Below are 13,888 nucleotides of genomic sequence, written 5' to 3'. Positions count from 1 at the left end.
GGAGCCGCGGGCTGCTCGGGCGCCGCTTCCCGCGCCGCGGGGGCGGCGGGTTCGGGCGGTGCCGTCATCTGCTGGCGCAGGCTGTCCAGGCGCGGGGCCTCCGGCGCCTGGGCCACGCGGGTTTCGCCCGGGCGGGTGGGCGCGGTGGCCGTGCTGGCCGCCACAGGCGGCGCCGTATCGGGCCGCACACGGAAAGGCCGGCCATCGGATTCGATCACCGGCGGCGTGCTGGGCCCCATGCGGGAAATGCCCCAGATAATGCCGGAGGCGAGCAGGACCGACCCCGTCAGCCCCACCCCGATCACGATCATCCGGCGCGGCAGGTTGGGCAGCGACATCGGCTTCGGCGCCATATTGCTGCTGGCCCTCATGGGTTGGCGGCGGGCAATCTCGTCGGCCCAGTTGCGGGGGGCGTCACTCATTGTGGCCTCCCGCCGGGCCGCACGCCCTCACGCTCGGGGCCGAGGCCCCCTGATACACTCCTGCGGTGCGCCGGCTCCCCTCAGCCGGGCTCCGCGGAATCCCCCTTCCGCTCATCGCGCAACTCCTCGACAGGGGTCACCCCCATCACCTGCAGGCCGGAACGGAGAACCGCCCCCGTGGCCGCCAGCAGCGCGAGGCGCGCGCGGGTGGCCACCGGTTCCTCCGGCCTGATGAAGCGCAATGTGGCATCTTCCCGCCCGCGATTCCACAGCATATGAAAGTCGCTGGCTAGATCGTTGAGATAGAAGGCAATCCGGTGTGGCTCGCGGGCCGCCGCCGCCCCTTCGACCACACGCGGCCAGGTGGTGATGCGCCGAATCAGGGCCATCTCGGCCGAATCGGTCAGGGCCGAGAGGTCCGCCCCCGCCAGATCGGCCACCGCGGGCTCACCCGCCGCGCGCAGCACGGAGCGGATGCGCGCATGCGCGTACTGCACATAGAAGACCGGGTTGTCGCGGGACTGCTCGACCACCTTGGTCAGGTCGAATTCCATCTGCGCATCGGCCTTGCGCGTCAGCATGGTGAAGCGCACCGCGTCGCGCCCGACCTCGTCGATCAGGTCGGCCAGGGTGATGTAGCTGCCGGCGCGCTTGGACATGCGCACGGGCTGGCCGTCCTTCAGCACATGCACGATCTGGGTCAGCACCACATCCAGGCTGACGCGGTTGTCGGACAGCGCGGCCACGGCGGCCTTCATGCGCTTCACATAGCCGCCATGGTCGGCACCCCACACATGCACCAGCTCATCGAAGCCGCGCTCGATCTTGTGCAGGTGGTTGGCGATGTCATTGGCGAAATAGGTGCCCGAGCCGTCCGACTTGCGCAGCGGCCGGTCGGTGTCGTCGCCGAACTGGGTGGCGCGGAACAGGGTCTGCTCGCGCGGTTCCCAATCGTCGGGGGTCTTGCCCTTGGGGGGCTCCAGGATGCCGCGATAGAGCAGGCCCTTGGCGTTCAGCGTCGCCTCCGCCTCATCCAGCTTGCCGGCGGCGACCACCTCGGCCTCGGAGATGAAGACGTCATGCGTGACGCCGAGGGCCGCGAGATCGGCGCGGATTTCCTTCATCATGGCGGCCACGGTGAAGGAACGGATAGTGCCGAGAGAACTGTCGTTCGGCGTCAGCATCGAGGAACCAAATTCATTCCACAGCGCTTCACCTACCGGAACGAGATAGTTCCCGCCGTATTGCAGCTTCGTCTCGAAGTGTTCCTCAATGCGCTCCTTGACTAGCTGAACAATGCCTCCATCCGGCTCGGAATTAGCAACAACCCAAGCTTCGGACTCTGTAAGGTCGCCGAGCCAGCTTGCCAGTTCCTTGATTGCCGCAGGGTCCCGCCGCACGGCCACAACCACGTAACGCCACCACGCCGCCCAGGCCAAAGCCTGCACCTGCGCGCCCGCGTCGTTGATGTAGTATTCCTTGGTGACGGCATGGCCCGCCTTGGCCAGCAGGTTCGCCAGCCCATCGCCCACCACGGCCCCCCGGCAATGGCCCACATGCATCGGCCCCGTCGGGTTGGCCGAGACATATTCCACATTCACCTTGCGGCCCGTGGGCGCGCCGTCGCCATAGGCCTCGCCCACCGCCAGCACGACCGGCAGCTGGGCGCGCAGGTATTCGGGCTTCAGGCGGATGTTGATGAAGCCGGGGCCGGCGGGGGCGACCTCCGCCACCTCGGGCAGTTCCGCGAGTTTCGCGGCCAGATCGGCGGCCAGCTTCGGCGGCGCCAGCTTGGCCTGCTTGGCCACCACCATCGCGGCGTTGGTCGCCATGTCGCCATGGCTGGCATCGCGCGGGGGTTCCACCACCACCCGCGAAAAGGCGTCCTCCGGCAGTTCCGGCAGCAGCCCCCGCAGGGCGTCCACGGTGCGCGCCCGAAGGGCCGCGAAAATATCCTGCTGCATCAGAAATCCAGATCGTCGTAATGGGCGGGGGGGTTCAGGCCGGAGACACGCTCGGCCAGCAGCGGCCGGAAGGCCGGGCGGGACTTGATGCGCGCATACCATTCCTTGGCGGGCGGGCTGTAGTTCCAGTCCACGTCATTGGCGTAGTCCAGCACCGACAGATGCGCGGCCGCCGCGAAATCCGCCAGGCTGATATGGGTGCCGCCCAGCCAGCTGCGGGTTTCCGCCAGCCAGCCGATATAGTCCAGATGCGGCTTCAGGTTCGCGTAGCCCGCGCGGATATTGGCCGCGTCCGGGTTGCCCTGGCCGAGCTGGCGCTTGAAGTGCCGCTCATAGATCAGGTTGCGCGTGACCTCATTGCCGAATTTCAGGTCGAACCAGGCGACCAGCCGGCGCACCTCCGCCCGTTCGGCCAGCGTGCGGCCGAACAGCGAGGGGTCGGGATAGGCCTCATCGAGGTATTCGCAGATGGCGCTGCTCTCGGCGATGGTCAGCCCGTTCTCGTCCGCGAAGACGGGCACGGCGCCGGCGGGGTTCAGCTCCAGGAACTCCGGGCGCCGGTCCCACACGCGCTCGAGCTTCAGCTCGAACGGGATGCGCTTTTCCGCCAGAGCGAGCCGGACCTTCCGGCAATGGGCCGAGAGAGGGAGGTGATACAGGATCCGCATCCCCCGGCGTATGCCACCATGAGGGGTGGTGGGGAACCCGCCACGCCGTCACAGAGCGGCGGCAAGCTCCTCTCTCGTCATGAAAGGCATACGCGCCCAGAAGCCGTCGCGCTCATTCCTCATCGCCTTCAGCCAGCCCTGCAGCTTGCCGTCGGGGCAGACCGTCTCCCCTGTCTCGCCCTGGCTGGAGGGGTAGCGGCGCACCTGCGGGTTGGTGAAGCTGTGGCCGACCGAGGGGTGGCCGAACACCTCCAACCCATATTGCGCCCAGCAGTTCAGGTCCTGCGCCATCTTGTAGGCATAGCCGCCCGGCGTCGCGCAGGAGCACGCATAGAGGATGACCTTCACCCCCGGCGTGCCGTAATCCCAGATCGCGTCGGTCAGGGTTTCCCGGTTGTCGTTGGTGAAGCCGGCCGAGGCGAGCCCACCCTTCCAGCCATGTCCGAAATACACGATGGCGTCGTACCACACGCCGCCGCAATTGCGCTGCATCGCGTCCAGGATGGATTGCCGGCGGGTCTTGCCGGGGGCCGTGTTGTCGAACTTGAAGGTGACGACCTGCTTGCCCATGCCCTCATACAATTTCTTGTAGATGGCCATGCCGGGGTGGAAGGCCCCGGTCGCGTCGTTCTTCGGGGGCTCTCCGGGCTTCGGCGTCTCATTGTACATGGGCGCGAAGACGAAGCTTTTCTCGGGCGGGGTCATGCGGTCTCTCCACCGGCAGGGACCGCGGCACGATAGGACCGCCGGGCGCGGGCATGGAGAGAAAATCGCGGCCTTACAGAGCCGTGATGGCAGTATCCGCGCCGCATCATGAATACAAATGAAGTATTCCGGCCCGCTCTCCCGAATTTTCGCTATGCCGCGGCGCGGCGGGGCGTGGCGCGCCCCGGGGCCCGGCGGTTCGTTCCGCCAGGCCAATAAACCCCGCTACAGCCGCCAGCCCGAATGGATCGCCACGATCCCGCCCGACAGGTTGCGCCACGCCACCTGCTCCAGCCCGGCCTCTCGCATCATGCCGGCCAGGGTGTCCTGGTCGGGGAACATGCGGATGCTCTCGGCCAGGTACTGGTAGCTTTCGGCATCGCCCGCCACCCGCGCCCCGATGCGCGGCAGCACCTCGAAGCTCCAGAGCTCATAGGGTTTTTCCAGCGCGGTGACCGCCAGCTTGGAGAATTCCAGGCAGAAGAACCGCCCGCCCGGGCGCAGCACCCGCCGCGCCTCGGCCAGCACCGCGGCCTTGTTGGTGCAGTTGCGCAGGCCGAAGGCGATCGAGACCTTCTCCACGCTGCGGTCCGGCAGCGGGATGCGCTCGGCGTCCACCACCATGTAGTCCATGACGACGCCGGCGTTCAGCGCGCGGTCGCGGCCGACGGTCAGCATCGCCTCGTTGATGTCGGTGCTGATGACGCGCCGCGCCCCCAGCCGCATGGCGCCCATGGAGATGTCGCCGGTGCCCGCCGCCAGATCCAGCAAGGTCTCGTTCGGGCGGGGGGCGATGGCGTTCAGGAACGCCTTCTTCCACACCCGGTGCAGGCCGAGCGACATCAGGTCGTTCATCACGTCGTATTTCGGCGCGACGCTGTCGAACACGGCGCGGACCATGCTGGCCTTTTCGGCCGCCGGCACCTGGGTGTAGCCGAAATCGGCCGTCTGCCCGGCGGCTTGCTTATCGGAGAGGGGGGCGTCAGACATCATCCGCACTTTCTAGCACAGGTCTGCCGATGCCCGAACTGCCCGAGGTGGAAACCGTGATGCGGGGGCTCTCCGCCATGCTCACCGGCCAGGTGATCGTGCATGCGGAGGCCCGGCGCCCCGACATCCGCTGGCCGCTGCCGCCCGATCTGGGCCGCCGGCTGACCGGGGCCACCGTGCTGGGCTTCCGCCGACGGGGCAAATACATGCTGATGCGGCTGGACACCGGCGAGAGCCTGCTGATCCATCTGGGCATGTCCGGCCGGATGGTCGCCCGCCCGCGCGGCGCCCCCCCGGTGCCGCGCGACTCGCCCCAGGGCCGGTTTTCCGACGCGCGCGGCCACAACGCCCCGCCCGAGGCCCATGAGCATGTCGTGATCGAAACCCCCGAGTGGCGCGTGGGCTTCGTGGACCCCCGCCGTTTCGGCGCCATGGACCTGGTGCCCACCGCCGCCGAGGACAGCCACAAGCTGCTGGCGGCGCTGGGCCCGGAGCCGCTGGAACCGGGCTTCACCCCCGCCTTGCTCTCGGCCGCGCTGGAGGGCCGGCGCACCCCCATCAAGGCCGCGCTGCTGGACCAGTCCGTGGTGGCGGGGCTGGGCAATATATATGTGTGCGAGGCGCTGTACCGCGCCGACATCGCCCCCGACCGCCAGGCCGCGACCGTGGCCGGCGCCCGCGCCCGGCGGCTGGTGCCCGTCATCAAGGCCGTGCTGGGGGAGAGTATCGCGGCCGGCGGGTCCTCGCTGCGGGACTATGTGCGGGCCGATGGCGAGATCGGCGTGTTCCAGGAACGCTTCGATGTCTATGACCGGGAGGGCACGCCCTGCGCCCGCTGCCCGGGGCCGCCCGCCTGCCCGGGGGTGGCGCGGATCGTGCAGTCGGGGCGCTCCACCTTCTATTGCCCCCGCTTGCAGAAATAGGACCCAGGGCCCCTCCCCTTGCCCCGGGGCCGCCCGGCACCGCACAATGCCCCCAAGCACGGAGGACAAGCGCATGGCCTATGAGATGATCCTGACCGAGACCCACGGCCCCACCGCCGTGATCCGCCTCAACCGCCCACAGGCGCTCAACGCCCTGTGCGACCAGCTGATGCGCGAGTTGGGCGAGGCCCTGCGCGCTTATGACGCCGATGACAGCATCTTCTCCATCATCCTGACCGGCAGCGAGAAGGCCTTCGCGGCCGGCGCCGACATCAAGGAGATGAAGGACCGCAGCTGGCCCGACGTCTATCTGCACGATTTCATCGGCGCGAACTGGGAGGTGGTGCCCACCATCCGCAAGCCGGTGATCGCCGCGGTCTCGGGCTTCGCGCTCGGCGGGGGCTGCGAGCTGGCCATGATGTGCGACTTCATCCTGGCCGCCGAGAACGCGAAGTTCGGCCAGCCCGAGATCAACCTGGGCGTCATCCCCGGCGCCGGCGGCACCCAGCGCCTGACGCGCGCGGTGGGCAAGGCCAAGGCGATGGAACTGGTGCTGACCGGCCGTTTCATGGATGCGGCCGAGGCCGAGCGCGCGGGCCTGGTCTCCCGCATCGTGCCGCTCGACAAGTTGATGGAGGAGGCGCTGAAGGTGGGCCAGAAGCTCGCCACCCTGTCGCGCCCGGCCACCGCCATGGCGAAGGAGGCGGTGAACCGCGCCTTCGAGACCACCCTGGCCGAGGGCGTGCGCTTCGAACGCCGCCTGTTCCATGGGCTGTTCGCCTCGGCTGACCAGAAGGAAGGCATGTCCGCCTTCGCGGAGAAGCGCCCGGCGCAGTTCACGCACCGGTAGCCGATGAATCGCTCGGGCGGGGCCACGCCGCGCCTTGACGATGCCCCCCCCCGGCGATAGATACGCACACCCCGCCGGCATCCACGCCGGCTGATCCGTTTCCGGGTCCGCTCACCCCATTTATTGGTACGCATCACATGGCCAACAATCCTTCTGCTCGTAAGCGCATTCGCCAGACCGCCAAGCGCACGGAACGCAACCGCGCCCGCAATTCCCGCGTGCGCACCTTCCTGCGCAAGGTCGAGCTGGCGATCGCCGCCGGGCAGCAGGATGAGGCCAAGGTGGCCCTGCAGGCCGCGCAGCCCGAGCTGCAGCGCGCCGTCGGCAAGGGCGTGCTTCACCTGAACACGATCTCGCGCAAGGTGTCCCGCCTGTCGGCGCGGATCAAGGCCCTGGGCGTTTCCGCCCAGGCCTGATTGGCCTAGCTTCATACGGCGGATTTGAACTCGATGGCGCCATAGCGCCATCGAGCGATTACTTGCGTCTATAGTTCGTCTTTTCTTTCGCTGGCATTGATCCTTTTGCCACACCCACGAAAGAGGATTTGCGACGTGAGAATTACCGTTTGCGGTCACTGGAACGGACGCCCTAGCATGGTTTCCGAAAGCTAGGCCGCCTTCCCCCCACTGCACTGGGCGGTCCAAGGGCTTTCGCAGGGCGAAGCCCCAAAAGAATCAATTGGCAAGGCATTCCCCGGTTACAGGCGGGGCTTGAACGAGGCAGGTGTCCTGGATGAAGACGGAACCCGGCAATGTTCCCCTCGATGCCGGACAGCTCGCAGCTCCCTGGGCCCGTGTCCGGGCCAAGCTGCGCGCAGAGGTGGGTGAGGTCGAATACCGGAACTGGCTGCGGCAGATGGTGCTGCGCGGCGTCGAGGGCGAGATGGTCCACATCTCCCTGCCCTCCCGTTTCCTGCGCGACTGGGTGCGTGACCATTACGGCGACCGGCTGAAGACCCTGTGCCAACCCGAATGGCCCTCGGCCAAGCGGGTGGAATTCCGCGTGGTGGCCGATACCGGCGCCGACACCGCGGCCCAGGGCGAATCCGGCCTGGCCGAATCCCTGTCCGCCACGCCGCGCACGCCCGCGCTGCAGGCCTCGGCCGCCCGCGCCGCCGACCCCGCCCGCGAAAGCGAGTGGATGGCGCCCCTCGACCCGCGCCTGACCTTCGACAGCTTCGTCGTGGGCAAGCCCAACGAATTCGCCCATGCCTGCGCGCGGCGCGTGGCGGAACGCCCGGCCTCTGCCGGCTTCAACCCGCTGTTCCTGTATGGGGGCGTGGGGCTGGGCAAGACGCACCTGATGCACTCCATCGCCTGGGCGATCCGGGCCGCGCATCCCGAAAAGCCGGTCGCCTATATGTCGGCCGAGAAGTTCATGTACCGCTTCATCGGCGCGCTGCGCGGCGGCAACACGATGGAGTTCAAGACCCAGCTGCGCTCCGTCGACATCCTGATGATCGACGACCTGCAATTCCTGATCGGCAAGGACAACACGCAGGAGGAGTTCTTCCACACCTTCAATGCGCTGGTGGACGCCGGCAAGCAGATCGTCGTCTCCGCCGACAAGTCGCCCAACGACCTGTCGGGCATCGAGGACCGGCTGCGCACGCGCCTGGGCGGCGGCATCGTGGCCGACCTGCACGCCACCACCTATGAGCTGCGGCTGTCCATCCTGCAGGCCAAGGTGGCCCAGGCCGGGGTCGAAGTGCCGGTGAAGGTGCTGGAACTGCTGGCGCACAAGATCGCCTCCAACGTGCGCGACCTGGAAGGGGCGCTGAACCGCCTGGTGGCCCACGCCAAGCTGTTCAGCCGGCCGCTGACGCTGGAAAACGTGCCCGATGTGCTGTCCGACCTGCTGCGCACCCACGAAAAGCGCATCACCATCGACGACATCCAGCGCAAGGTGGCCGAACACTACTCCATCCGCATGACGGATATGTTCAGCGCCCGCCGCGCCCGCGCCGTCGCTCGGCCGCGCCAGGTGGCCATGTACCTGGCCAAGCAGCTCACCAGCCGCTCCCTGCCGGAAATCGGCCGCCGCTTCGGCAACCGCGACCACACCACCGTGATGCACGCCGTCTCGCGCATCCAACAGCTGATGGCCGAAGACCGCACACTGGCGGAAGACGTGACCCTGCTGCGGCGGATGCTGGAAACCTGAGAAGGCGGCCCGGCGGGTAGGGCGTATACGAGAGGGCTCTGCCCTCTCGAACTCTCCCGCCAGGAGCCGAAAGGCCCCTGGACCCCATCAGTTTAGTTTGGAAGTTTGGGGAGGGGGCACGAAGCGCCCGCCGGCCCAAACGGACAGCGAGTGCCCCCTCCCCAAACTTCCAAATAACTGGGTTCCAAGGGCCTTTCGGCCTTTGGTGGGGGGAGCGCGAGGGGGGCAAAGCCCCTCTCGCAAACCGCCCCACCCACCCTGCCCGCCTCATCATCTTCCCCGCACCGCCCGCCAGTGGCATCGTCCCCCGCAACGAGATGGAGGACGCCCTCATGGCCTACACGAAGCCCGAGACCATTGCCCTGCATGGTGGTTCCCACCGTGCCGACCCCGGCACCGGCAGTGTGGCGGTGCCGATTCACCAGACCACCAGCTTCCAGTTCCAGGACACGGACCATGCCGCGCGGCTGTTCGCGTTGCAGGAGATGGGCAACATCTACACCCGCATCATGAACCCCACCTGCGATGCGCTGGAAACCCGCATCGCGGCGCTGGAGGGCGGGGTGGCGGCGCTGGCTTTGGGCTCGGGCCAGGCGGCCAGCACCTTTTGCGTGCTGAATTTGTGTGAGGCGGGGGACAACATCGTCTCCTCCACCAACATCTATGGCGGCACCTGGAATCTGTTCGCGAACACGCTGAAGCAGATGGGCATCGAGGCCCGCTTCGTGGACCCGGCGGACCCCGAGGCCTTCCGCCGTGCCTCCGACGCCCGCACCCGCTGCTGGTATGGCGAGACCCTGCCCAACCCGAAGCTGGAGGTCTTCCCGATCGCGGAGGTCGCGGCGATGGGGCGCGAGATGGGCATCCCGCTGATCATGGACAACACGGCCGCCCCCATCATCTGCAAACCGCTGGAGCTGGGGGCCGCGGTGGTCATGCACTCCACCACCAAATGGATCGGCGGGCATGGCACCAGCATCGGCGGCATCGTGGTGGATGGCGGCAATTTCGACTGGGAGAAATGGGGCGACCGCTTCCCCACCCTGAACCAGCCCGACCCCAGCTATCACGGCGCGGTCTGGACCCAGGCGGTGAAGCCGCTGGGGCCGGTGGCTTATATCATCCGCATGCGCACCTGCCTGCTGCGCGACATCGGCGCGCCCATGGCGCCCTTCAACGCCTTCATGTTCATCCAGGGGCTGGAGACGCTGCCGCTGCGGGTGGAGCGCCACAACCAGAATGCCGTGAAGGTGGCGGAATACCTGGCGAAACACCCCAAGGTGTCCAAGGTGATCCACCCGTCGCTGGCCACCGGTGAGGCGGCGCGGCGCGCGGCCACGCTGAAGGGCGGCTTCGGCTCGCTGCTCGGCTTCGAACTGAAGGCGGGGGTGGAGGCCGGCAAGCGCTTCATCGAGGCGCTGAAGATGTTCTATCACGTGGCCAATATCGGCGACGCGCGCAGCCTGGCGATCCACCCCGCCACCACCACCCACAGCCAGATGTCGGTGGAGGAACAGGCCCAGGCCGGCGTGACGCCGGGCTATGTGCGGCTGTCGATCGGCATCGAGCATATCGATGACATCCTGGCCGATCTTGAGCAGGCGCTGGCGGCGGCGTAAGCCTCTGGGGCGGGCGCATGGCCGCCCGCCCCTTTCGCAAGGCAGTGCCCATGATCCCGCTCGGCTCCTTCCCCGCCACCCGCATGCGCCGCAACCGCCGCGACGCCTGGACCCGTGCGCTCACGGCCGAGAACGTGCTGTCGCCCAGCAACCTGATCTGGCCGATCTTCCTGTGCGAGGGCGAGAACCGCCGCGTGCCGGTGGACACCATGCCGGGCCAGATCCGCGTCTCGGTGGACCTGGTGGCGGAGCATGTGGCGGAGGCCGTGGCGCTCGGCATCCCGGCCGTGGCGCTGTTCCCCTACACCCCCGCCGAGCAGCGCGACGCCGAGGGCACCCGCGCGCTCGACGAGAACAACCTGATCTGCTCCGCGGCCCGCGCGCTGAAGGCGGCACACCCCAACCTGGGCGTGATCGGCGATGTGGCGCTCGACACCTACACCGACCATGGCCATGACGGCGTGCTGCGCGACGGCTATGTCCACAATGAGGACACGGTGGCCATCCTCTGCGAGATGGCCGTGACCATGGCCCAGGCCGGGGTGGATGTGATCGCGCCGTCGGACATGATGGACGGGCGCATCGGCGCCATCCGCACCGCGCTGGACAATGCCGGGCTGATCCACACCAAGATCATGTCCTATGCGGCGAAATATGCCTCGGGCTTCTATTCGCCGTTCCGCGACGCGGTGGGCAGCCTGGGCCAGCTGATCGGCGACAAGAAGACCTATCAGATGGACCCCGCCAACAGCGACGAGGCGCTGCGCGAGGTGGCAATGGACATCAACGAAGGCGCGGACATGGTGATGGTGAAGCCGGGCCTGCCGTACCTGGACATCGTGCACCGCGTGCGCACCACCTTCGGCGTGCCGACCTACGCCTATCAGGTCAGCGGCGAGTACTCGATGATCATGGCCGCCGTGGAGCGCGGCTGGCTGGACCATGACCGCGCGATGATGGAGGCGCTGATGGCCTTCAAGCGCGCGGGCTGCAACGGCATCCTGACCTATTTCGCGGTGAAGGCTGCGCGGGTGCTGAAGCAGGGGTAGGCGGGGGCTTTGCCCCCGGGCCCCCACCAAGGGCCCTGCCCTTGGAACCCGCCAGGAGCCGAAAGGCCCCTGGACCCCAGGAGTTTGGCGCCGGTCCTGCCAAGGTGTTTCTTATTGATATTAATAATGAAAACGGCGCCCCACCTACGAAGGTAAGGCGCCAATCCATGGGTTCAAAGGGTTGCTACAACCCTTTGCGGGGATGCAAGGGGCAGCGCCCCTTGCTGGGGGCCCGGGGGGCGAAGCCCCCCTTACCGTAGCACCATCGCCAACATCGGCGCGGCCAGCACATTGACCAGCCCGACCATCACCATCACCAACCCGGCGATGGTGCCTTCCTCCGCGCCCAGCTGGTGCGCCTTGGCCACGCCCGCGCCATGGGCGCCCATGCCGAACAGTGCCCCACGCGCCAGGCTGCTGCGCAGTGGCAGCCACAGCAGCAGCGCCTCTCCGAAGGCCGCGCCGAACACGCCGGTGCAGACCACGAACACCGCCGTCAGGTCCGGCACGCCGCCGATATCGCCCGAGACCACCATGGCGAAGGGCGTGCTGACCGAGCGCGGCAGCAGGCTGAGCCGCAGGTCACCGCCCAGCCCGAGCAGGCTGGCCAGCCCATAGGCCGTGAGCATGGAGGTGCCGCTGCCGGCCACCACCCCCATGGCCAGCACGGCCCAGAAGCGGCGGATCATCGCCCGCTGCTCGAAGATCGGCACGGCGAAGGCGACGGTGGCGGGCCCCATCAGCGCCAGCAGCCAGTGGGTGCCGGCCATGTAGTCGCGGTAGCTGACATGCAGGCCCAGCACCAGCGCGATGAGCAGGATAGGTGCCAGGAGCAGGGGGGAGCTCCACCACCGCCGCAGCCGCTGGTTCAACCGCTTGGCGGCCCAATACAGCCCGATCGTGGCCGCCGACCAGAAGACGGTCAGCGCCGCGGTCTCAAATGCCCCTTCAGGCCATCCGGTGCCGGACATGGCCAGCGTTCCCTTCGCGCATGCTCAGGCGGCAGCAGAATTCGACCACCAGCGCCGTCACGGCCATCACCATCATGGTGCCGAGCAGGATCACCGCCGCGACCTTCAGGCCCAGCCAGCCGAACAGCTCCGGATGGTCCAGCACCGCCAGCACGGCGGGCACGAAGAACAGCAGCAGCTCGCCCAGGAAGAACTGCGCCCCGCGCCGGGCGCTGTGGACCGACAGGCGGCGGGTGAACAGCAGCACCAGCAGCAGCCCCAGCCCCAGCACCCCGCCCGGCAGGGGCAGATGGGTGGCGCGCACCAGCGCCTCACCGGCCAGCCACAGCCCGATCATCAGCAGGATCTGGCCCAGGCGGGACATGTGCAGGCGGCGGCGGAACAGGATGGTCGTGGCGTGCAGCGACATATGACACCTCTGGGACAGAAGATATGCGGCACCGCAGCATGAACAAAATGAATTGTTTGACTTACGATAAGTCGATATTGGAATGGCATGGAACTGCGAACCCTGCGCGTCTTCGTCGAGGTCGTGCGCCAGGGCGGCTTCACCGAGGCCGCCCGCACCGTCGGCGCCACCCAGTCCACCGTCAGCAAGGCGGTGAAGCAGCTGGAGGATGAGCTGGGCCTGATGCTGCTGGACCGCGCGGGCCACCGCTCCACCCTGACCAGCGCCGGTGAGATCGTGTTCCGCCGCGCCCTGCGCCTGCTGGCCGAGCGCGACGACCTGGTGACGGAGCTGGACGAGTTGCGCGGCCTGAAGCGTGGCGTGCTGCGCCTCGGCCTGCCGCCCATCGGCAGCGACGTGCTGTTCGCCCCGGTCTTCGCCGCCTTCCGTGCCCGCTATCCCGGCGTGGAGATCCGGCTGGTCGAACATGGCTCCAAACGGCTGGAGGATGTGCTGCGCGCCGGCGAGGTAGACCTGGCCGGCGTACTGCTGCCGGTGCCCGAGGAATTCGCCTGGCAGCGCATGCGCCACGAACCCATCGTGGCCCTGCTGCCCGGCGAGCACCGCCTGGCCAGCCGCCGCGCGCTGAGCATGGTGGAACTGGCCGAGGAACCGCTCGTGCTGTTCGAGGCCGGCTTCGCCCTGAACCCCATTATCCAGGATGTCTGCGCCCGGGCGGGCTTCACACCGCGGGTCGCCGCGCGCTCCAGCCAGATCGGCTTCATCGTGGAACTGGTGGGGGCGGGGCTGGGGATCGGCTTCCTGCCGCGCATGATCGCGGAACTGCGCGCGCATGAAGGCGTGAAGGTGGTGCCGGTGACGGATGCGGGGATGGATTGGCAGATGGCCCTGGCCTGGCGGCGCGGAGGATATGTGCCGCAGGCGGCCAAGGCGTGGCTGGAACTGGCGAAGGGGGTGTGAGGGCGCTGCCCTCACGCTCCCGTTGAGGGGGAAATGACTTTCCCCCTCAAACTCCCCCATTACTTTTTATCAGTTTTGGGACGGCTCGGAACCTGCGAAGGTTTCGCCTGACAAATTTATACAAGGGTCTCGACTAGCACGAGCGTCTGAAAGGTCGCTAATGCTATGAAAAGACTTGTGAACCGGTACGTCAAA

At 67.8% G+C, this 13,888-nt stretch carries 13 protein-coding genes and 1 pseudogene; 7 read left to right on the top strand and 7 right to left on the bottom strand.

Going from position 1 to position 13,888, the window contains the following annotated elements; genetic code table 11:
* From GT007_RS21130 to GT007_RS21110, 5 genes and pseudogenes are all read right to left on the bottom strand, one after another.
* Positions 1–353 (bottom strand): annotated as a pseudogene (locus GT007_RS21130) (hypothetical protein); the annotation flags it as partial.
* A 149-nt stretch (positions 354–502) separates the two neighbouring features.
* Positions 503–2,386, bottom strand: a complete 1,884-nt coding sequence (locus GT007_RS21125) for an arginine--tRNA ligase (protein WP_160123653.1) — start codon at positions 2,384–2,386, stop codon at positions 503–505.
* Entirely contained in the window at positions 2,386–3,054 is a 669-nt protein-coding gene (gene fzlA, locus GT007_RS21120) for an FtsZ-binding protein FzlA (protein ID WP_160123652.1), read from the bottom strand. Before fzlA ends, GT007_RS21125 begins: the two co-directional genes overlap by 1 nt.
* A 48-nt stretch (positions 3,055–3,102) precedes the next feature.
* Positions 3,103–3,759: a hypothetical protein gene (locus GT007_RS21115; RefSeq protein ID WP_160123651.1), complete on the bottom strand. Its 657-nt coding sequence runs from the start codon at positions 3,757–3,759 to the stop codon at positions 3,103–3,105.
* A 225-nt stretch (positions 3,760–3,984) separates the two neighbouring features.
* On the bottom strand, positions 3,985–4,752 hold the full coding sequence (locus GT007_RS21110) for a class I SAM-dependent methyltransferase (protein ID WP_160123650.1): 768 nt from the start codon (positions 4,750–4,752) through the stop codon (positions 3,985–3,987).
* Between the two features lie 26 nt (positions 4,753–4,778).
* Between GT007_RS21110 and mutM the strand changes: the two genes are divergently transcribed.
* The 6 genes from mutM (at position 4,779) to hemB (ending at position 11,353) form a co-directional block, all read left to right on the top strand.
* The gene (gene mutM / locus GT007_RS21105) at positions 4,779–5,672 is read left to right on the top strand and encodes a bifunctional DNA-formamidopyrimidine glycosylase/DNA-(apurinic or apyrimidinic site) lyase (protein ID WP_160123649.1); all 894 of its coding nucleotides are present in this window, start codon (positions 4,779–4,781) and stop codon (positions 5,670–5,672) included.
* Positions 5,673–5,745: 73 nt separating this feature from the next.
* Positions 5,746–6,522 carry an enoyl-CoA hydratase gene (locus GT007_RS21100; protein WP_160123655.1) on the top strand — a complete coding sequence of 259 codons (777 nt, stop codon included), beginning with the start codon at positions 5,746–5,748 and terminating at the stop codon, positions 6,520–6,522.
* Between the two features lie 137 nt (positions 6,523–6,659).
* On the top strand, positions 6,660–6,938 hold the full coding sequence (rpsT, locus tag GT007_RS21095; RefSeq protein WP_160123648.1) for a 30S ribosomal protein S20: 279 nt from the start codon (positions 6,660–6,662) through the stop codon (positions 6,936–6,938).
* Positions 6,939–7,254: 316 nt separating this feature from the next.
* Entirely contained in the window at positions 7,255–8,685 is a 1,431-nt protein-coding gene (gene dnaA, locus GT007_RS21090; RefSeq protein ID WP_160123647.1) for a chromosomal replication initiator protein DnaA, read from the top strand.
* A gap of 332 nt (positions 8,686–9,017) precedes the next feature.
* Positions 9,018–10,304: an O-acetylhomoserine aminocarboxypropyltransferase/cysteine synthase family protein gene (locus GT007_RS21085; protein WP_160123646.1), complete on the top strand. Its 1,287-nt coding sequence runs from the start codon at positions 9,018–9,020 to the stop codon at positions 10,302–10,304.
* A gap of 53 nt (positions 10,305–10,357) precedes the next feature.
* Entirely contained in the window at positions 10,358–11,353 is a 996-nt protein-coding gene (gene hemB, locus GT007_RS21080) for a porphobilinogen synthase (RefSeq protein ID WP_160123654.1), read from the top strand.
* 251 nt (positions 11,354–11,604) lie between these two features.
* On the opposite strand, the gene GT007_RS21075 is transcribed toward hemB, so the two are convergent.
* Complete coding sequence (locus tag GT007_RS21075; RefSeq protein WP_160123645.1) at positions 11,605–12,324, bottom strand: LrgB family protein; 720 nt, start codon at positions 12,322–12,324, stop codon at positions 11,605–11,607.
* Positions 12,302–12,733: a CidA/LrgA family protein gene (locus GT007_RS21070; protein ID WP_160123644.1), complete on the bottom strand. Its 432-nt coding sequence runs from the start codon at positions 12,731–12,733 to the stop codon at positions 12,302–12,304. The genes GT007_RS21075 and GT007_RS21070 overlap by 23 nt, the downstream gene beginning before the upstream one ends.
* Positions 12,734–12,820: 87 nt before the next feature.
* Between GT007_RS21070 and GT007_RS21065 the strand changes: the two genes are divergently transcribed.
* Positions 12,821–13,693: a LysR family transcriptional regulator gene (locus tag GT007_RS21065; RefSeq protein WP_160123643.1), complete on the top strand. Its 873-nt coding sequence runs from the start codon at positions 12,821–12,823 to the stop codon at positions 13,691–13,693.
* The last annotated feature ends 195 nt before the right edge of the window (positions 13,694–13,888 follow it).

Origin of the sequence: Rhodovarius lipocyclicus, from assembly GCF_009900765.1 — a bacterium.
In the GTDB taxonomy this organism is placed as follows: domain Bacteria; phylum Pseudomonadota; class Alphaproteobacteria; order Acetobacterales; family Acetobacteraceae; genus Rhodovarius; species Rhodovarius lipocyclicus.
This window is presented reverse-complemented; position numbering and strand designations above follow the sequence as displayed.